Origin of the sequence: Pseudomonas sp. R1-15, assembly GCF_051132085.1 — a bacterium.
In the GTDB taxonomy this organism is placed as follows: Bacteria; Pseudomonadota; Gammaproteobacteria; order Pseudomonadales; family Pseudomonadaceae; genus Aquipseudomonas.
On the sequence record NZ_CP071660.1, the window covers coordinates 382,662 to 402,499 of the forward strand.

Below are 19,838 nucleotides of genomic sequence, written 5' to 3' on the forward strand. Positions count from 1 at the left end.
CCCATCTGTGTGGCGTTCTGCCAGTTTTCGCGGGTAGTTTCGAACCAAAATGGGTTGGAATCTGGGTAGAGGTGCAGAGCTGTGCACTGATATGGTGCGCCATTCTGAATGGCATTAGAAGAAGGGCAGGATGCTGCTTTTTTCCTCCTCGGGCTTGTCCGCCAGGGGGCATTCGGGGCGCTGGCCGTAGTCGGCGATAGCACAGGGTTTGACGCGGCGCTTTTGCGCCAGGGACATGCGCTGCATGTGGAAGGGCTGGTTGGCGGTGCGCTCGACGATTCGCGCTTGCTCGTCGAGGATCTCCACCGCCAGGTGATGGGTGCCGCGATCAATGTTCTTCAGCGCAAACACTGGGCTGGGTCCCGGCTCGCCAGTGGGCTTGCCGTCCAGCAGCAGGCGGTAGCGGTGACCTTTTTGCAAACCGGGCTCACTGGTGGCGGTGACGATCAGTTCCCCCGCGGTACTGCGTATCGTCGCATCTGGCTCGGGGATCAGCAGTCGGAGCATCTCGTATCGGAACAAGGGCTCGGCGGGTGGCTTTTCGGCGGTCGTCGTCGGCGCAGTCCCGGAGGGCGTGGCCGGCATCCGGTTGCCGGTCGGTAGCGGCACTTTCTTCGCGTTGCCGGGGCGTGGCTGGTCGGTGAAGACGCGATTGCCCTGGGCGTCGATGTAGGTGTAGACCTGCGCCAGGCTCGGTAGCGCCACCAGCAGCAGGCCGAGGGCGAGCAGCCAGCGGATCATGGAAGGTGAATCCGCTGGACAGTGAAGGTAACGGTTTCGCTTTGTTGCACGAGACGTTCCCCGTTGATGACCTGGACTGCCAGGCTGTGTTCGCCGCGGTCGATGTTCACCAGTTGCAGGCGCGGCACGTTACTCGGCTGCCCGTACGGCTGGCCGTCCAGCAATAGCCTGAACAGATGCGGGCCTTGCAGGCGCGGCTGCGCCCGGACGCCAACGGTGAAGGTGCCGTTATTGGCGCGCAGGGCTTCTTCGGTGGGGATGTCGGTCAGTTCCAGGATGTCATAGGCGTTACGCGGCGCGTCGCTGCCTTGCGTGGCCGCAGGTGCTTCGCGGCTGGCCGGTGTCTGGGATTCCACGCTGTTGAGCGGCGGCAATTCCACGGGCTGGGCCGGTACGCCGTCGGGCGGCTGATTGCTGTAGGCGGTGTTGCCGTCGGCGTCGGTGTATTTGTAGATCTGCGCGGTAGCAGGCAATGCCAACAGCGATAAGAGGATGATTGAAAAAACACGACCCATGGAAAATCGACCGAAAACGAAAGGTGATGGGTGCAGCATAGGCCAGCGTGGCTGGTTGGCCCAAGTTGTTGTGCTGCTCCCACAGGGGATTTGCTGTGAGCACACATCTTGAGCCTGATGCAAAACCATTGTGGGAGCGAGCTTGCTCGCGATGGCGGTGTGTCAGGCAGTGAGGTGTTGGATAGGTTGGCCTCATCGCGAGCAAGCTCGCTCCCACAGGGGGAAGGGGGGGCTCAGGATTTCGGGGAGATACACAGTCCGCCGGTTGCTCGGATCAAGGCAAGCCTGTGTATTGGGTGTTGTTTGTTGTGGTGGGTAGCGCGGGCCAGCCATTGCGGGCACTGCGGGTCGGTGCGGTAGGGGGCGAAGTCGGCCAGTTGCTGCAACAGGCGTTTCTGCAGTCGATCGAGTTTGGGGCGGATCTCGCCCACCAGGTCCGGGCGTGGCAGGTCCGGGGCCTTGCCGTCGAGGGCCCAGTCGGACAGGTTGATGTATTGCACCAGTTTGTTGGCTTCAATCTGGGCGGCGAAAAACGCTTCCACGGTTTCACCGGTCAGTTTGTAGGCCGGCGCCTGGGCGACGGCGGCGGCAATGACTTCACGCTCGCGCTGGCGATCCTCCACCGGTTTGCCGCTGTCCCATTTGCTCAACGCCACCTGATCGGCAATGGCCAGGCGTTCACCGATGGCGTTCAGCAGCGGAGTAAGGGCTTCGGGGGCGTTGCCCGCTTCGGCGCTGGTGGCCAGCAGTGCGGCGGACAGGGCAAGGCAGAGCTTGAGGCGCGGAGTCATGGGCAGTCTCGTCTTTATGGAGGAGCGACGAGGCATCATGCCTGTAACCGGTGCCCATGAAAAAGGCCTCCCGAAGGAGGCCTCTTTTATTTCACGCCGTACGTGACGGCGCTACCGGATCAGCAGCTGTAGTACAGCTCATATTCCAGTGGGTGTACGAAGGTGCGAACCTTGATCTCTTCTTCGCTTTTCAGCGCGATGTAAGCGTCGATGAAGTCATCGCTGAATACGCCGCCCTTGGTCAGGAACGCACGGCCCTTGTCCAGCTCTTCCAGGGCTTCTTTCAGGCTACCGCAAACCTGTGGGATTTCCTTGGCCTCTTCAGGCGGCAGGTCATACAGGTTCTTGTCGGCGGCATCGCCAGGGTGGATCTTGTTCTGGATACCGTCCAGGCCGGCCATCATCAGTGCTGCGAAGGCCAGGTATGGGTTGGCAGCCGGATCCGGGAAGCGCGCTTCGATACGACGGGCTTTAGGGCTGTTCACGTAAGGAATACGGATCGAGGCGGAACGGTTGCGAGCCGAGTAGGCCAGCATGACCGGTGCTTCGAAGCCTGGAACCAGACGCTTGTAGGAGTTGGTCGACGGGTTGGTGAAGCCGTTCAGGGCCTTACCGTGCTTGATGATGCCGCCGATGAAGTACAAGGCGGTGTCCGACAGACCGGCATAACCTTCGCCAGCGAAGGTGTTCTTGCCGTCCTTGGAGATCGACATGTGCACGTGCATGCCCGAACCGTTGTCGCCGTACAGAGGCTTCGGCATGAAGGTCGCGGTGCGGCCGTAGGCGTCGGCAACGTTGTGCACGCAGTACTTCAGGGTCTGGACTTCGTCAGCCTTCTTGACCAGCGTGTTGAACTTCACGCCGATTTCGTTCTGGCCGGCAGTCGCCACTTCGTGGTGGTGAACTTCGACGGTCTGGCCCATTTCTTCCAGCGCGTTGCACATGGAAGTACGGATTTCGTGGTCGAAATCGAACGGCGGAACCGGGAAGTAGCCGCCTTTAACGCCTGGACGGTGGCCTTTGTTGCCGCCTTCCACGTCCTGGTCGGACATCCACGAACCCTGTTCGGAGAAGATCTTGAACATGGAACCGGAGATGTCGGATTTGAACTTGACCGAGTCGAAGATGAAGAATTCAGGCTCAGGACCGAAGAAAGCGGTGTCGCCGATACCGGTGGACTTCAGGTATTCCTCGGCGCGGTGGGCGATGGCGCGTGGGTCGCGGTCATAGCCTTGCATGGTCGAAGGTTCGATGATGTCGCAAACCAGGATCAGGGTCGGCTCTTCGGTGAACGGATCGAGGACCGCGGTTTCGTCGTCCGGCATCAGGATCATGTCGGAGGCTTCGATGCCTTTCCAGCCGGAGATGGAGGAACCGTCGAACATCTTGCCGATTTCAAAGAATTCGTCGTCCAGCGCATCACGGGCCGGCATGGTCACGTGATGTTGAGTGCCCTTGGTGTCAGTGAAGCGCAGATCAATCCACTTGACGTCATGATCTTTGATGAGTTGAACCGACTTCGACATATGTCCTCCGGGTGGCTTCGGGCGGTAATGGTGTGCCCTTAGATATGGGTGATGCCGGCGCGAATACTCTGCCAAGGCAACCTGCCTCACAAGGGAGCAATTTGCATGCCAGTGCCCCAGCATGGGTTTTTTGCACCAAATCCTCGCTTTTGAAAGGGGCTGGACGCGGATTGTCGGACAATTGCGCACCGCAATGTGGCGTCCTTTGTTGATTGTGACCTGTTTTGGTGCGGCCAAAACCAAATGCAGATTAACTGGTTAAACCTTGAGCAATTTCCGCTATAATCCGCGCCCCCCTTTTTCGGCTGGCCGTTCGCGCGCTGTTTTCATGAAACTAATCGTAAAAGTCTTCCCCGAGATCACCATCAAGAGCCGCCCGGTACGGATGCGTTTCATCCGCCAGCTGGCCAAGAACATCCGTGCCGTGCTCCGTGACCTGGACCCGGCCGTGGTGGTGAATGGCGTGTGGGACAACCTCGAGCTGGAAACCCGCGTCAGCGAACCCAAGGCCTTGAAGGAAATGACCGAGCGCCTGAGCTGCATGCCGGGCATCGCGCATTTCCTTCAGGTCGACGAATATCCGCTGGGGGACTTCGACGATATCCTCGCCAAGTGCATGCTCCATTATGGTGACGCCCTGGCCGGCAAGATCTTCTCGGTACGCTGCAAGCGCGCCGGCAAGCATCCGTTCAGCTCGATGGACGTCGAACGTTATGTCGGCAGCCAGTTGCGCCGACAGTGCGGCGCGGCCGGTATTTCCCTGAAAGACCCTGAAGTTGAAGTGCGCATCGAGATTCGCGACCAGCGGTTGTTCGTGATCCACAGCCAGCACGACAGCATCGGCGGTTATCCGCTGGGTTCGCTGGAGCAGACGCTGGTATTGATGTCCGGTGGATTCGACTCCACCGTCGCCGCCTACCAGATCATGCGTCGCGGCTTGATGAGCCATTTCTGCTTCTTCAACCTCGGCGGGCGCGCCCACGAACTGGGCGTCATGGAAGTGGCGCACTTCATCTGGAAGAAGTACGGCAGCTCCCAGCGCGTGTTATTTGTGAGCGTGCCGTTCGAGGAAGTCCTGGGCGAGATTCTCGGCAAAGTCGATAACAGTCATATGGGCGTCATTTTGAAGCGTATGATGTTGCGTGCCGCGACGAGCATCGCCGACCGCCTGCACATCGACGCGCTGGTCACCGGCGAGGCAATTTCCCAGGTTTCGAGCCAGACGCTGCCGAACCTGTCGGTGATCGACTGTGTGACCGAGAAACTCGTGCTGCGGCCACTGATCGCCAGCCACAAGCAGGACATCATCGACACGGCCACGGAGATCGGCACCGCCGATTTTGCCCGGCACATGCCGGAGTACTGCGGGGTCATCTCGGTCAATCCGAAGACGGCGGCCAAGCGCGGGCGCGTGGAGCACGAAGAGAAAGAATTCGACATGGCGGTACTCGAACGCGCGATCGAGAACGCCAGGCTGGTGCCGATCGATCGGGTCATCGACGAATTGGGCCAGGACATCCAGATTGAAGAAGTCGGCGAAGCGCTGGCCGGTCAGATCATCATCGACATCCGTCACCCGGACGATGCTGAAGACGACCCGCTGAGCGTCGCCGGCGTCGAGGTACAAACGATGCCGTTCTATGCAGTGAACGCGCGTTTCAAGGAACTGGACCCTACTCGCCAGTACCTGCTGTATTGCGACAAAGGCGTGATGAGTCGCCTGCATGCCCATCATTTGCTCAGTGAGGGGCATGCCAATGTGCGCGTTTATCGACCGAGCTAAGTGCCCGGGGCTGTTTGCCTGTGGCCTGCGTCACCGGCCCCCCGACGCCGCCGACACGCTGTAACTGTCGGACTCTACTGTAAATCGCTGCCACGACCTGTCAGCACACCGAATCCTCTGATCGAGATACACAAGTGATCGAAAATCTACGCAACATCGCCATCATTGCTCACGTTGACCATGGTAAGACCACCCTGGTAGACAAACTCTTGCGTCAATCCGGCACCCTGGAGCGCAACGAGCTCAACGACGAGCGCGTGATGGACTCCAACGACCAGGAAAAAGAGCGCGGTATTACCATCCTGGCGAAAAACACCGCCATCAACTGGAACGGCTACCACATCAACATCGTGGACACCCCGGGCCACGCCGACTTCGGTGGTGAAGTAGAGCGTGTGATGTCGATGGTCGACTCCGTGCTGCTGCTGGTCGATGCCCAGGACGGCCCTATGCCGCAAACCCGTTTCGTGACCAAGAAGGCCTTCGAAGCCGGCCTGCGTCCGATCGTGTGCATCAACAAGGTTGACCGTCCAGGCGCGCGTCCGGACTGGGTTCTGGACCAGATCTTCGACCTGTTCGACAACCTGGGCGCCACCGAAGAACAGCTGGACTTCAAAGTCGTCTACGCCTCGGCCCTGAACGGTATTGCCGGTCTGGACCACACCGAAATGGCTGACGACATGACCCCGCTGTATCAGTCGATCGTCGACAACGTACCCGCGCCGAAAGTCGACCGTGACGGCCCGTTCCAGATGCAGATCTCGGCACTGGACTACAACAGCTTCCTGGGTGTGATCGGTGTTGGCCGTATCGCTCGTGGTCGCGTCAAGCCGAACACCCCGGTCGTGGCTATCGGTGCCGACGGCAAGAAGCGCAACGGTCGTATCCTCAAGCTGATGGGTCACCACGGTCTGCACCGTGTAGACGTTGAAGAAGCAGCTGCCGGCGACATCGTCTGCATCAGCGGCATGGACTCGCTGTTCATCTCCGACACCCTGTGCCACCCGGACACCGTTGAAGCGATGAAGCCGTTGACCGTCGACGAGCCAACCGTTTCCATGACCTTCCAGGTAAACGACTCGCCATTCTGCGGTAAAGAAGGCAAGTTCGTGACTTCCCGTAACATCAAGGAACGTCTGGACAAAGAGCTGCTGTACAACGTTGCACTGCGCGTTGAAGAAGGCGACTCGGCTGACAAGTTCAAGGTCTCGGGCCGTGGCGAACTGCACCTCTCGGTTCTGATCGAAACCATGCGTCGCGAAGGCTTCGAAATGGCTGTAGGCCGTCCGGAAGTGATCATCCGTCTGGTTGACGGCGTGAAGCACGAACCGTTCGAAAACGTCACCATCGACCTGCCGGAAGAATCCCAGGGCAAGGTGATGGAAGAGATGGGCCTGCGTAAGGGCGACCTGACCAACATGGTGCCGGATGGCAAGGGCCGTGTACGTCTGGAATACAACATCCCTGCTCGTGGTCTGATCGGTTTCCGTAACCAGTTCCTGACCCTGACCAACGGCGCTGGCATCCTGACTTCGATCTTCGACCGTTACGACGTGATGAAGTCCGGCGACATGTCCGGCCGTCAGAACGGCGTTCTGGTTTCGGTTGAAACCGGCAAGGCACTGACCTACTCCCTGGAAACCCTCCAGGCGCGTGGCAAGCTGTTCGTCGAACACGGCCAGGAAATCTACGGCGGCCAGATCGTTGGTCTGAACAGCCGTGACAACGACCTGGGCGTGAACCCTACCAAGGGCAAGAAGCTCGACAACATGCGTGCTTCGGGTAAAGACGAAACCATCGCCCTGGTTCCACCTGTTCGCTTCACCCTGGAACAGGCTCTGGAATTCATCCAGGACGACGAGCTGTGCGAAGTGACGCCTAAGTCGATCCGCCTGCGCAAGAAGATCCTGGACGAAAGCGAGCGTACCCGCGCCGCCAAGAAAGCCAAGAACTGATTTAGCCCAGGCTGAATGAAAAACGCCCCCGGTTGTGAGACCGGGGGCGTTTTTTTGTGCCTGGGATTTATATAGTGCCTGTGAGGGCCCCTTCGCGAGCAGGCTCGCTCCCACAGTGGTTACTTGTCGGACGCAAGATGTGAACGACATAAGGCCCCTGTGGGAGCGAGCCTGCTCGCGAAGACGGTATTGCAGGCGCCGCTAAACCATCAGTCGATCAAAATCGATCCAGCGTCCGCGGATTACGCTCGCGCTCCACTTCCTTGGGCTTGTAGGCGCAATACCCCGGCCGTGGCCCGACCCGTGGATGATTGCGGCAGGTGTCCGGGCGCTTTTCGTAAATGGTGCACAGCCGGCTCTTGCGGTCCAGATACAGGCAATCGTTGTTGCTCATGCGCTGGAGCGTGAAGATTTCCGATTTCTGGTTGTAGCGCTCGACGATCCCTTCCTTTTGCAGGCGCTTGGCGATGTTTTTCGGCGGGTCGCCCAGCTCGAACTCATCGACGATGCCGATGCGGATCAGGTCCTTGATCTTGACCTCCACCGGCAGCGTGCAGCAGCTCGACACGCAGGAACCGCACATCGGGGCGGAATACTTCGCCCAGGTATCGAGTCGGTCGATCTCCGCGGCGGCGATCAGGTTGGGCTTCATCATCACGGTTTACCAGCATGCATCAGGGCGCGCGATCATACCGGGACTGGTGAAATTTTGAACGACCATCTGCCGGTTTTTTTTACCTCGCGGCAAAACCCCGCCTGGACCGGCACGGCCCCTGCATTCACTCGGCTATCTGGCAATTCTCTGGCGGCGATTCTCCGACACCGGGGAAAAACCACCGAACCAAGAGCCCGTACCGTCTGTCAGACCGTCTAGGCTCAGACATTTCCATGCTCGTTCGAGGTCTCATCAATGACTCAAGAACCACTTGTTCGCGAAGCCGAGGTTGCGGCTTTTCGCGACGCCGTGTTGACCAAACTCACTTATGCCGTCGGCAAGGACCCCGATCATGCGTTTGATCACGATTGGTTCGAAGCCATCGCCCTCGCTGCCCGAGACCATATGGTCGAACACTGGATGGACCATACGCGGCAGATCTACCGAAAGGGCCAGAAGCGCGTCTACTACCTCTCCCTGGAGTTTCTCATCGGCCGGCTGCTGTACGACAGCCTGAGCAACCTCGGCTTGCTGGACACCGCCCGCGAAGCCTTGACCGAGCTGGGTGTGGACCTTGAGCGCATCCGTCTGCTGGAGCCCGACGCGGCCTTGGGCAACGGCGGTCTCGGCCGTTTGGCGGCGTGCTTCATGGAAAGCATGTCGACCCTCGGTATCGCCGGCCATGGTTATGGCATTCGTTACGAGCACGGCCTGTTCCGCCAGGCGATTGTCGACGGCTGGCAACAGGAGCAGACCGAACACTGGCTGGACTTCGGCAACCCGTGGGAATTCGAGCGTCCGGAGGTCGTCTACCCGATCGGTTTCGGCGGCAGCGTCGAAACGGTCACCGACGACACCGGCAAGACCCGGCAGGTCTGGTCTCCGGCCGAAACCGTGCGGGCGATTGCCTATGACACGCCGGTCGTCGGCTGGCGTGGTGCCAGCGTCAATACCCTGCGGCTGTGGCGCGCCCGAGCCGTGGAAGACCTGCACCTGGAGCGCTTTAACGCTGGCGACCACCTCGGCGCCGTAGCGGAAGTGGCCCGCGCCGAGAGTATTTCGCGCGTGCTGTATCCCGCCGACAGCACCGAAGCCGGCCAGGAACTGCGCCTGCGCCAGGAATATTTTTTCGTCGCTGCTTCGCTGCAGGATTTGCTGCGCCGCCATCGCAACATGCACACCTCGGTACTGACCCTGGGCGATCACGCGGCGATCCAGCTCAACGACACCCACCCGTCGATTGCCGTGGCTGAGCTGATGCGCCAGCTGGTGGACGTCTACGACGTGGCGTGGGACGCGGCCTGGCAGATCACCCAGGACACGCTCTCCTACACCAACCACACGCTGCTGCCTGAAGCCCTGGAAACCTGGCCGGTGGGGCTGATGGAGCGCATGTTGCCGCGGCACATGCAGATCATCTACCTGATTAACGCCCAGCATATCGATTCGCTGCGGGCCAAGGGCGTGCACGATTTCGACGTGTTGCGCTCGGTGTCGCTGATCGAAGAAGACAACGGTCGCCGGGTGCGCATGGGTAACCTCGCGTTCCTCGGTTCCCACAGCGTCAACGGCGTGTCCGGACTGCACACGCAACTGATGCGGAGCACCGTATTTTCTGAGCTGCACAAACTTTACCCGGACCGGATCAACAACAAGACCAACGGCATCACTTTCCGCCGCTGGCTGTTCCAGGCCAACGCCGAACTGACCTCGATGATGGTCGACGCCCTCGGCCCGAGCGTGCTCGACAACCCCGAGGAGCGGCTGATCGAACTGGAGCCGTTTGCCGACAAACCGGCGTTTCGTAAGCAATTCGCCGAGCAGCGCCTGCACAGCAAGAAAGCCCTGGCCTACCTGATCCACGAGCGGCTGGGCATTGCCGTCAACCCGGCGGCGATGTTCGACGTGCAGGTCAAGCGGATCCACGAGTACAAACGCCAGTTGCTCAACCTGATGCACACCGTGGCGCTGTACCAGGCGATCCGCGCCGAGCCTGAGGTGGATTGGGTGCCGCGGGTGAAGATCTTCGCCGGCAAGGCCGCCGCCAGTTATCACCAGGCCAAGCTGATTATCAAGCTGACCAACGACATCGCCCGGGTGGTCAACAACGACCCGACCGTGCGCGGCTTGCTCAAAGTGGTGTTCCTGCCCAACTACAACGTCAGCCTGGCCGAAAGCATCATTCCGGCGGCGGACCTGTCGGAGCAGATTTCCACGGCCGGTTTCGAGGCCTCGGGTACCAGCAACATGAAGTTCGGCCTCAACGGCGCGCTGACCATCGGCACGATGGACGGCGCCAACGTGGAAATGCATGACCGCGTCGGTGGCGAGCACATGTTCATCTTCGGCCTGACCGCCGAGCAGGTGGAAGCGCGCAAGCGCAACGGCGAATTCAGTGCCGCGCCGGACATCGCCGCATCCCATCGCCTCAACGATGTGCTGCAAGCGATTCGTGGCGGGGTGTTCTCGCCTGACGATCCGATGCGCTACACCGGGCTGGTGGACTCGCTGGTGGATTACGACCGCTTCCTGGTCTGTGCCGATTTCGACGCCTACTGGAACGCCCAGGCCAAAGTCGAGGAGAGGTGGCACGATCCCAAGCAATGGTGGCGCTCGGCGGTGCTCAACACCGCGCGCATGGGCTGGTTCTCCTCGGACCGGACCATTCGCGAATACGCCACCGATATCTGGAAGGCCCTGGACTGACTGTTGCAAGAAATGTGAGCGAAGCCCAACGGCGGTAGGGCTTCGTCGATATACTAGGCGTCAGTTTCGCCGGGCTGCGGTGTCGCAGCTCAGTCAAAAGTAGCCCTGTGGGAGCGAGCCTGCTCGCGAAAGCGGTTTCTCAGCCAACTTCGATGTTGGGTCTGAGGCCCTCTTCGCGAGCAGGCTCGCTCCCACAAGGTATGTGCCGTGCTACTAGACTGAGCCAGACCCCACATCACCCCGGTCATGCCCGCAACGGGCCGCCTAGGGATATCGACCATATGCAATGGATTTTGACACTGTTGGGCCTGGCACTCGGCTGGGTGGTGGAAGAGTCGTTTGCCGACGCGCTGATCGGTGCGCTGGTGGGGCTTGGCATCGCCCAGTCGTTTCGACTGGGACGCCTGGGTATCCAGGCCGCCAAGCAACAGATCCTGCTGCAAGAAGCCCAACGCAGCTTGCTCACGCTGGAAGCGCGTCTGGCGGTGCTCGAACGCGGCAACGTGGCCGAACCGAGTGAACCGGCTCCAGCGCCGGAAATCGTCGTTGCCCAAGCGGCGAAGCCCGAGGCGCGCACCGAGCCGGAGCTCATCTGGCAACTGCCGCCAGAACTCGAACCAATCCCCGCGATGGCCACCCAGGCCAGCCAGCCGTTACCCGATGACGTTTGGAAACCCGCGCCCGAAACATCCAGTCGGCGCGCAACCCGCGACTTCGAACCTCTGCCCCTGGAACCGAGGACTACCGAGCCGGCGGCGCCTCGCGGTCCGAATCTGATCGATCGTGCCTGGACGGGCGCGCGCAACTGGCTGTTTGGCGGCAACACCGTGCTGCGGGTCGGCGTGGTGCTGTTGTTCCTCGGCCTGGCCTTCCTGCTGCGCTACGCCACCGAAGGCATGGTAGTGCCGATCGAGTTGCGTTACGCCGGCGTCGCGGCCAGTGCCTTGGGCCTGTTGGGCCTGGGCTGGTGGTTGCGCCATCGCAACAGCAACTATGCGTTGATGTTGCAAGGGACGGGGATCGCGGTGCTATACCTGACCGTGTTCGCTGCCATGCGCCTGCACCCGCTGCTCGATTCCAAGGCTGCCCTGGGCCTGTTGGTTGCAGTCACGGTGTTTTCCGCGATCCTGGCCGTTACCCAGAATGCCCTGGGGCTGGCGGCAGCTGCCGCACTGGGCGGCTTCGCCGCGCCGATCCTGACCTCCACCGGCAGCGGCAACCATGTCGCGCTGTTCAGCTATTTCATCCTGCTCAATACCGGCATCTTCGCGATTGCCTGGTTCCGCGCCTGGCGCCTGCTCAACCTGATCGGCTTCGTCGGCACTTTCGGCATCGGTTTCGCCTGGGGCCTGCGTTCCTATACGCCGGAGCTGCTCTGGAGCACTGAGCCGTTCCTCATGGTGTTCTTCCTGATGTACCTGGCGATCGGGTTGCTGTTCACCCGGCGCAAGCTGCTGGAAATGAGCGATGCGCCTGAAGATGACAGCCGCCAGGCGCTGCTGCGCTGGTCGGCGCGCAAGGGTGACTACGTGGACGGCAGCATGCTGTTCGGTCCGCCGCTGGTGGGCTTCGGCTTGCAGTTCGCGTTGGTGCAGCATCTGGAATTCGCCGCCGCCTTCAGCGCCCTGGCCCTGGGCATGATCTACATGGGGCTGGCCCGCGTATTGATGGGCGGGCGCGCTGTATTGCTGGCCGAAACCTGCCTCGCCCTAGGCGTGATTTTCACCAGCCTGGCGATTCCCCTTGGCCTCGACGCCCGTTGGACTGCCGCAGCGTGGGCGGTGGAAGGCGCCGGGATCTTCTGGCTCGGCCTGCGTCAGCAGCGACCTTTTGCGCGAATCTTTGCCCTGTTGCTGCAATTGGGGTCGGCGCTGGCCTTCGTCAGCGAACTGCATAGCGGCGAAGGTAGCCTGCTGGAAGGTTCGTGGCTGGGCGCGTTGATGCTCGGTGGTGCCTTGCTGTTCAGCTTCTACCAACTGCGCCAGGCCGAGCCCGGGCACGCCGCAAGTTGGGAGCTGCGCGGGCAACCCGTGCTGGCGGTGCTGGGGCTTGGCTTCCTCTACCTGCTGGCACCGCTGTTTTTATTTATTCATGGCACTGCCATCGCCTGGGCACTGGCCGGGCTGGCGACGCTGTTCGTCGGCCTGCGCCTGCAATCACGCAGCTTCCTGTTTACCGCGTTCGCCGTGCAACTGCTCGGCGGTGCGCTGTTCCTGCTGCGTCTGCAAGGCGCCGAAGGCGATTCGGCGGCGGTGTTCAACGCTGGTTGGAGCGGTCTGCTCAGCGCCTCGTTGATCGGCCTGGCATTGATCGGCGGTATGTTGCTGGCGGCGCGCGACGACATGGTGCGCAACGATGTGCGCTTGCTGCGCGGCTTGTCGGTGGTGTTGCTGGCCGGGTTGGTGTTGATCAATCTTGCGGTGCTGTTCGTGTTGCCCTGGCAAACGGCGAGCGGCGTGTGGGCGGCCAGTGGTCTGTTGATCATCTGGCTGAGCCTGTACCTGAAGCAGCGCGTGAGCTTTGTCTTTGGCCTGCTGCTGCAAGTGATTGGCGGTGCGGCTTTCTTGATGGCCGGGCCGGCGCTGCTGGGCTCGCTTGATGCCGAGGATCTGCGTCCCTTGGCCCACAGCGGATTCTGGACACCGTTGGTGCTGGGGCTGGCTGCGCTGGTGGGCGCATGGCGTCTGCAAAAGGCGCACGCGGCGCGGGAACTCGATGCCTTGAGTTTGCAGCGCCTGTCCGAGCTGCTGCTGATCTGGGGCGCCGGTTGGTGGGCGCTGGCGTGGGCCAGCGAAGTGCTGCGCTTTGCCCCGCAGAACCTGCAGGGCAGTTTGTTGTTGATTGTCGCGGCCGCCAGTGTGGCGGTGTGGACCGTTGCGGCGCTGCGCTTGAAGTGGGCGGCAATGGGATTGCTCTGCACCTTGTTGATTCCAGCAGCAGGCTGTGTGCTGGTGGCGATCGGGCACAGCCGTTATCACCCGGCGGCGGATTTCGGCTGGCTGGCCTGGCTGGCGGTATTTGCCGTGCATTTCCTGTCGCTCAAGCGCCTGGCCGCGACGCTGCCGACCCAGGCGCGCAGCACGGCCCATGTGCTCGGTTGCTGGTTATTGATGGCCGTGCTGATGCTGGAGTTGCGTTACGGCCTGCTGTTGCTGTCCGAGCAGTACAATGCCTGGCGGTGGTTGGCCTGGGCGATCCTGCCAGGCCTCTACCTGGTGCTGATGGCCACGCCGCGTACCTTGCCGTGGCCGGTCTCGGCCCAACCGCGCGAATACCGCGTCTACGCGGCGGCGCCCATGGCATTGTTGATGCTCGGTTGGTTCTGGCTGACAAACACCTTCAGTGATGGCAACTCGGAGCCGCTGCCTTATGTGCCGTTGCTCAATCCGTTGGAACTGGGTCTGCTGTTCGCCTTGTTCGGTATCTATGTGTGGGCCCGCAATGCCGTGGAGCAAACGACGAACCGCTGGAGTCGGATCGGACAGGTCGCTCAGTTGATCGCCGGTGTGTCGCTGTTCGCGTTCTTCACCGCCTTGGTGATGCGCACTGCGCACCAGTGGATGGATGTGCCGTTCGAGCTGGATGCATTGCTTGAATCGATGTTCGTGCAGGCCGGATTGTCCATTGTCTGGACCCTGATCGCCCTGGGCCTGATGATTGGCGGACACCTGCGGCATCGTCGCGAGGTGTGGCTGATCGGCGCGGCGTTGATTGCGGTGGTGGTGGCCAAGTTGTTCTTTGTCGAATTGAGTAACCGTGGTGGTCTGGCGCGGATCGTGTCGTTCATCGGCGTGGGCGTGTTGCTGTTGGTGGTCGGCTACTTTGCGCCGCTGCCGCCCAAACGCCCGGAGCCGGCCGTGGATGCCGAGCCGCCGATGCCTGTCAGTGAGGGAGTGTCATCTTGAGTCGCAAGTTGAGTCGAATCGGGCTGGGCGTGGTGGGATTGTGGGTGGCCATGTCGGCCGCGGCACAGGAACAACCGCAAGACTTCGCCCATCAGGTGCCGTTGGCCTTGAGCGGCGAGGGGCCGTGGTATCGCCTGGCGTTGCCGCTGGACGTCCAGTTGCAGGCGCGCCAGACCGACCTGAGCGACTTGCGGGTCTTCAACGCGGCGGGCCAGGCCCAGGCCTACGCATTGGTTCGCGAGTCGGCGCAGAGCCGGGAAAGTCGCACGCTCACCGATGTGAAATGGTTCCCGCTGTACAACGCCGCCGATGACAGCGAGCGTGCGCCCAGCGTGCGTGTGCAATCGAACGCCAACGGCACGCTGGTGGAAGTCCAGCCGTCCAGTCGGCTCGAGGCGGGCGAGGAAGAGTTGCGCGGCTGGTTGCTGGACGCCAGCGCGATCAAGGCGCCGTTGCAGCAACTGATCCTCGACTGGACCAGCGAGCGCGATGGCTTCCAGCGTTTCACCATCGAAGCCAGCGACGACTTGCAGCACTGGCAGCCGTGGGGCGAAGGCCAGATCGCGCGGCTGACGTTTGCCGATGAACGGGTCGAGCAGCATGAGGTGAGCTTGCCGGGGCAGTCGGCGCGCTACTTGCGACTGCTGTGGGATTCGCCGTCCTCGGCGCCCGTATTGACCTCGGCCCAGCTGCAAAGCGCCAGCCGCGAAAGCCTGCCACTGCCGTTGGTCTGGTCGCAGCCGCTGGCCGGTGGCACGACCAAGGCCGGCGAATACACCTGGCAGTTACCCATGGGGTTGAACGTCGAACAGGTGCAGATCGAGTTGAGCCAGGCCAACACCCTGGCGCCGGCGACCCTGGCCGGTCGCCGCGAAAGCAGCCAACCCTGGCAGCCGATGGGCAGCGGTCTGCTCTATCGCCTGACCCAGAATGGCCAGGACGTGTTGCAAAACCAGCTGCAACTGTCCGGCCAGACCGTTCAACAGCTTAAGCTGACGGTGGACGAGCGCGGCGGTGGCCTGGGCGCCGAGGCCCCGGCCCTGCGCTTTGCCGTGCGTCCGACCCAGGTGGTGTTCCTGGCGCGCGGCGAGGGCCCCTGGCGCCTGGCGCTGGGCAGCTCGACAGTCAAGGCGGCCAGTTTGCCGTTGACTACGCTGGTGCCCGACTACAAACCTTCACGGCTGGCGACGTTGGGTACGGCAACGGTGAACGGCACGGCCACGTCGACCCCGAGAGTCGAAACCACGCCTGCGCCCGTCGAGACCAACTGGAAAAAAATCGGCTTGTGGGCGGTCTTGCTGCTGAGTGTGCTGTTCCTCGCAGCGATGGCGTTCAGCCTGTTGCGCAAGCCACCGGTCAAGAACTGAGGTGTGTTCATCGCGAGCAAGCTCGCTCCCACAATAAACCGCGTTCGTCGGAACAACTCGGTCAACTGTGGGAGCGAGCCTGCTCGCGATGACGTCCTGCCAATCAATAGAAATACCCAAGCGAACCGACACCCCGTGAACTCAATCCTCCATATCCCGTCTCATAGGAGGAATTAACTCCCGACTCGCGCTAAACTGCGCGGGTTTTCCGCCCCCTATTCTTCGGAGCCGTCCATGTCCCGCGTTACCTTGAGTCGCTATTTGATTGAGCAGACCCGCAGCAACAATACCCCTGCCGATCTGCGCTTTTTGATCGAAGTGGTGGCGCGTGCGTGCAAGGAAATCAGCCACGCCGTCTCCAAGGGCGCGCTGGGTGGTGTCCTTGGCAGCATGGGCACCGAGAACGTGCAGGGCGAAGTGCAGAAGAAGCTCGACGTACTGTCCAACGAAATCCTGCTCGAAGCCAACGAGTGGGGCGGTCACCTGGCCGGCATGGCGTCCGAGGAAATGGACAATGCCTACCAGATCCCGGGCAAGTATCCCAAGGGCGCCTACCTGCTGGTGTTCGACCCGTTGGACGGCTCGTCGAACATCGACATCAACGCGCCGGTCGGCACCATCTTCTCGGTACTGCGTTGCCCGAACGAGTACCTGAGCCAGAACGAAGCGCTGAACGAAAAGGCCTTCCTGCAGCCAGGCACCGAACAGGTCGCCGCCGGCTATGCCATCTACGGGCCTCAGACCATGCTGGTACTGACCCTGGGCGACGGCGTGAAAGGCTTCACCCTGGATCGCGAGATGGGCAGTTTTGTCCTGACCCACGAAGACATCACCATTCCTGAGACCACCCAGGAGTTCGCCATCAACATGTCCAACCAGCGTCACTGGGAAGCCCCGGTACAACGCTACGTCAGCGAGTTGCTGGCCGGCGAAGAAGGCCCGCTGAAGAAGAACTACAACATGCGCTGGGTCGCCGCGATGGTTGCCGATGTGCACCGCATCCTGACCCGTGGCGGCTTGTTCATGTACCCGCGCGACAGCCGCGAGCCGTCCAAGCCAGGCAAGCTGCGCCTGATGTACGAAGCCAACCCGATGTCGTTCCTGGTGGAGCAGGCCGGTGGCGCTTCCACCGATGGCCACCAGCGCATTCTCGACATCAAGCCTGAAGGCCTGCACCAGCGCGTAGCGGTGTTCCTCGGCTCGAAAGAAGAAGTGGCCCGCGCCACGGCCTACCACAAGGAATAAATCATGGCCGAGCCCTGGCAGCCGTTGCTCGATTGGTGGTTTGGCACAGCCGAAAAACCAGATGAGATCGCGGCTGACAAGGGCAAGCTATGGTTCGGCAAAGGCCATGATCGCCAGGCGCAAGAGCGCTTCGGTGATCAGGTCGAGCAGGCACTGGCCGGCGGATTGACCGATTGGGCGCAACGCCCGGAAGGTTGGCTGGCCTTGGTGCTGCTACTGGATCAACTTCCCCGGATGATCTATCGCAACACCCCCGAAGGTTTTTCCGGCGATCTGCGTGCCCAAGCGCTGGTAGCACAGGGACTGGCGGCGGGTTTCGACCGGCAACTCAAGCCCATCCAGCGCGTATTCATTTATCTGGTACTCGAACACTGCGAAAACCTCGCCGTACAGAACGAAGCCGTGTCGCGGTTCATCGAGTTGGTTCGAGAACAGCCCGAGGCGCAGCGTGCGGTGTTTGAGGACAACCTGGATTATGCCGAACGGCATCAGAAGATCATTGCCCGGTTTGGCCGCTTTCCCCATCGCAATGCGGTGTTGGGGCGAGAGTCTACGGCTGAGGAGCTGGAATTCCTGAAGAGGCCTGGGTCCAGGTTCTGAATGGTGTGGTGGCCGCTATTGCCATCGCGAGCAGGCTCGCTCCCACAGTCGATCGCGTTTCTCTGATAGAACTCAGTCAACTGTGGGAGCGAGCCTGCTCGCGAAGGGGCCCGCAAGAAATCAGATTCGGAAACTACCCACCAATTGCTTCAACCGCGCCGCCTGCTGTTCCAGGTCGGAACAGGCACGCAGGGTGGCCTGCAGGTTTTCCACGCCTTCCTGGTTTAGCGTGTTGATCTCGTTGATGTCGACGTTGATCGATTCCACCACGGCGGTCTGTTCTTCGGTGGCGGTCGCCACGGACTGGTTCATGCCGTCGATTTCACCGATGCGCTGGGTCACGCTGCCCAGGCGTTCGCCGGCCTGGTTGGCGATGCTGACGCTGCCTTCGCTCTGGCGCTGACTGTCGGTCATGGTCAGTACCGCTTCCCGCGCGCCGACCTGCAACTCTTCGATCATCTTCTGCACTTGCTGCGCCGAATCCTGGGTACGGTGGGCCAGGTTGCGCACTTCATCGGCAACCACCGCGAAACCGCGACCGGCTTCCCCGGCGCGGGCGGCTTCGATGGCAGCGTTCAAGGCGAGCAGGTTGGTCTGCTGGGAAATGCTGGTGATCACTTCCAGGATCTGGCCGATGTTCACCGTGTTGCTGTTCAGGGTTTCGATGTTGCCGCACGAATCGCTGATCTTGGCCGAAAGCTGCTGCATCGCCGTGATGGTTTTATCCACCACTTGCTGGCCATCTTCGGCCAGGCTGCGGGCCTCGCTGGAATGTTGCGAGGCGAGGGCGGCGTTCTGGGCGATCTCCTGGGCGGCGGCGCCGAGCTGGTTGATGGCCGCGGCCACGCTGCTGGTCCGCGAGGCCTGCTGGTCGGAGTTGTACATCGACGAGTTGGACGCGCTGACCACCCGCAGGGCGACTTCGTTGACCTGGCCGGTCGCCGATGCCACTTCGCGGATCGAGGTATGGATACGCTCGACGAAGCGGTTGAACGAGGTGCCCAGCGCGCCGAATTCGTCCTGGCCATGAATGGTCAGGCGGCGGGTCAGGTCGCCTTCGCCTTCGGCGATATCGTGCATCGCGCGGCCCATGGTCAGCAGCGGTTGCATCAGCACTCGGATCAGCATGCCCAGGAGGGCAATGATGAACACCACGGCAATGACCATGGCGATCAGCGCCGAGGTGCGAAACTCACTGAGCATCGCCAGGGCGGTGTCTTTATCGAGCACCAGCGCCACGTACCAGTTGGCACCGGGTACGCCATTGACCTGGGTAAAGGAGATGAATTGGGTCTTGCCGTCGAGTTCGACTTCCTTCAGGCCCGGGCCGATTTGCGGTGCGCCGTTGGGGTAGGCCTCGGCAAGCGTCTTGAGGACACGCTTGCTGTCGGGGTGGATCAGGATCTTGCCGTCGGCGCTGACGATGAACGCATGACCATGGCCGCCGAAGTTCAGCGAGTTGATGATGGCGCTGACGCTCGACAGATCGATATCTGCGCCAGCCACGCCGATCATCTGGTTCTGACGCTGTACCGGCGTAGCAACGGTGATCACCAGCTTGCCCGACGAGGCCGCGATGTAGGGCTCGGTGACGATGGTCTGCTGGGCGCTATTGGCGGCCTTATACCAGCCACGGGCGCGCGGGTCATAGTCGGCGGCACGATTACCGGCCGGTATCGAGAACATCACACCGTCGGTACCGCCGAAATAGCTGAGCTGGAAATTGCCGGTGTAGGCGGGCAGGCCCACGGCGCGCTTCAGGCTCTCGGCACTGTTTCCGTCGATGGCTATTTGCTGGGCCAGCGATTGCAGCAATTGGATTCGGCCTTCGACCCATGTCTGGATATTACGACTGGTCAGGTTGCCGAGTTCCTGCATTGACGTCTCGGTGCTGGTGTTGAGACTTTGTCGTTGACGATAGTCGTTGAACAGGATGAAACAGGCGAATGCGACGGCCACCACAAGGGCGGCAGCCAGCAGGATTTTATGGCTGAATTTCATGTTTCTGGTCATTAAGAACGCTACCGCGTAGGGACGGGTCAGGAAGGG

The 19,838-nt window shown here is 61.5% G+C and carries 13 protein-coding genes; 7 read left to right on the plus strand and 6 right to left on the minus strand.

Annotated elements, in window-relative coordinates; genetic code table 11:
* Positions 1-114: 114 nt before the first annotated feature.
* From J3P97_RS01680 to glnA, 4 genes are all read right to left on the minus strand, one after another.
* Entirely contained in the window at positions 115-741 is a 627-nt protein-coding gene (locus J3P97_RS01680; RefSeq protein WP_434673338.1) for a DUF4124 domain-containing protein, read from the minus strand.
* The gene (locus tag J3P97_RS01685; protein ID WP_434602559.1) at positions 738-1,256 is read right to left on the minus strand and encodes a DUF4124 domain-containing protein; all 519 of its coding nucleotides are present in this window, start codon (positions 1,254-1,256) and stop codon (positions 738-740) included. The genes J3P97_RS01680 and J3P97_RS01685 overlap by 4 nt, the downstream gene beginning before the upstream one ends.
* Positions 1,257-1,489: 233 nt before the next feature.
* Positions 1,490-2,047: a chorismate mutase gene (locus tag J3P97_RS01690; RefSeq protein WP_434602560.1), complete on the minus strand. Its 558-nt coding sequence runs from the start codon at positions 2,045-2,047 to the stop codon at positions 1,490-1,492.
* Between the two features lie 119 nt (positions 2,048-2,166).
* Entirely contained in the window at positions 2,167-3,573 is a 1,407-nt protein-coding gene (gene glnA, locus J3P97_RS01695) for a type I glutamate--ammonia ligase (protein WP_186638815.1), read from the minus strand.
* Positions 3,574-3,901: 328 nt separating this feature from the next.
* Here glnA and thiI point away from each other — a divergent pair, with 328 nt between their 5' ends.
* Both thiI and typA read left to right on the plus strand, forming a co-directional pair.
* Positions 3,902-5,356, plus strand: coding sequence for a tRNA uracil 4-sulfurtransferase ThiI (thiI, locus tag J3P97_RS01700; RefSeq protein ID WP_305497422.1), 1,455 nt, complete (start codon positions 3,902-3,904; stop codon positions 5,354-5,356).
* A gap of 134 nt (positions 5,357-5,490) precedes the next feature.
* Positions 5,491-7,311 carry a translational GTPase TypA gene (gene typA, locus J3P97_RS01705; protein ID WP_305497421.1) on the plus strand — a complete coding sequence of 607 codons (1,821 nt, stop codon included), beginning with the start codon at positions 5,491-5,493 and terminating at the stop codon, positions 7,309-7,311.
* Positions 7,312-7,528: 217 nt separating this feature from the next.
* Here typA and J3P97_RS01710 read toward each other — a convergent pair whose 3' ends face one another.
* Entirely contained in the window at positions 7,529-7,966 is a 438-nt protein-coding gene (locus J3P97_RS01710; protein ID WP_024778075.1) for a YkgJ family cysteine cluster protein, read from the minus strand.
* A 255-nt stretch (positions 7,967-8,221) separates the two neighbouring features.
* Here J3P97_RS01710 and J3P97_RS01715 point away from each other — a divergent pair, with 255 nt between their 5' ends.
* The 5 genes from J3P97_RS01715 to J3P97_RS01735 all read left to right on the plus strand — a co-directional run bounded on the left by J3P97_RS01715 (position 8,222) and on the right by J3P97_RS01735 (position 17,789).
* On the plus strand, positions 8,222-10,672 hold the full coding sequence (locus J3P97_RS01715) for a glycogen/starch/alpha-glucan phosphorylase (RefSeq protein ID WP_434570225.1): 2,451 nt from the start codon (positions 8,222-8,224) through the stop codon (positions 10,670-10,672).
* Between the two features lie 281 nt (positions 10,673-10,953).
* On the plus strand, positions 10,954-14,577 hold the full coding sequence (locus J3P97_RS01720) for a DUF2339 domain-containing protein (protein ID WP_434673339.1): 3,624 nt from the start codon (positions 10,954-10,956) through the stop codon (positions 14,575-14,577).
* A 50-nt stretch (positions 14,578-14,627) separates the two neighbouring features.
* Positions 14,628-15,944, plus strand: a complete 1,317-nt coding sequence (locus J3P97_RS01725; protein WP_434674496.1) for a DUF3999 domain-containing protein — start codon at positions 14,628-14,630, stop codon at positions 15,942-15,944.
* A 234-nt stretch (positions 15,945-16,178) separates the two neighbouring features.
* Positions 16,179-17,189, plus strand: coding sequence for a class 1 fructose-bisphosphatase (locus tag J3P97_RS01730; RefSeq protein WP_030141457.1), 1,011 nt, complete (start codon positions 16,179-16,181; stop codon positions 17,187-17,189).
* A 3-nt stretch (positions 17,190-17,192) separates the two neighbouring features.
* Positions 17,193-17,789, plus strand: coding sequence for a DUF924 family protein (locus tag J3P97_RS01735; RefSeq protein ID WP_434570221.1), 597 nt, complete (start codon positions 17,193-17,195; stop codon positions 17,787-17,789).
* Between the two features lie 120 nt (positions 17,790-17,909).
* Here the strand turns inward: J3P97_RS01735 and J3P97_RS01740 are convergent, their stop codons facing one another.
* Positions 17,910-19,802, minus strand: coding sequence for a methyl-accepting chemotaxis protein (locus J3P97_RS01740; RefSeq protein WP_434673340.1), 1,893 nt, complete (start codon positions 19,800-19,802; stop codon positions 17,910-17,912).
* Positions 19,803-19,838: the final 36 nt, after the last annotated feature.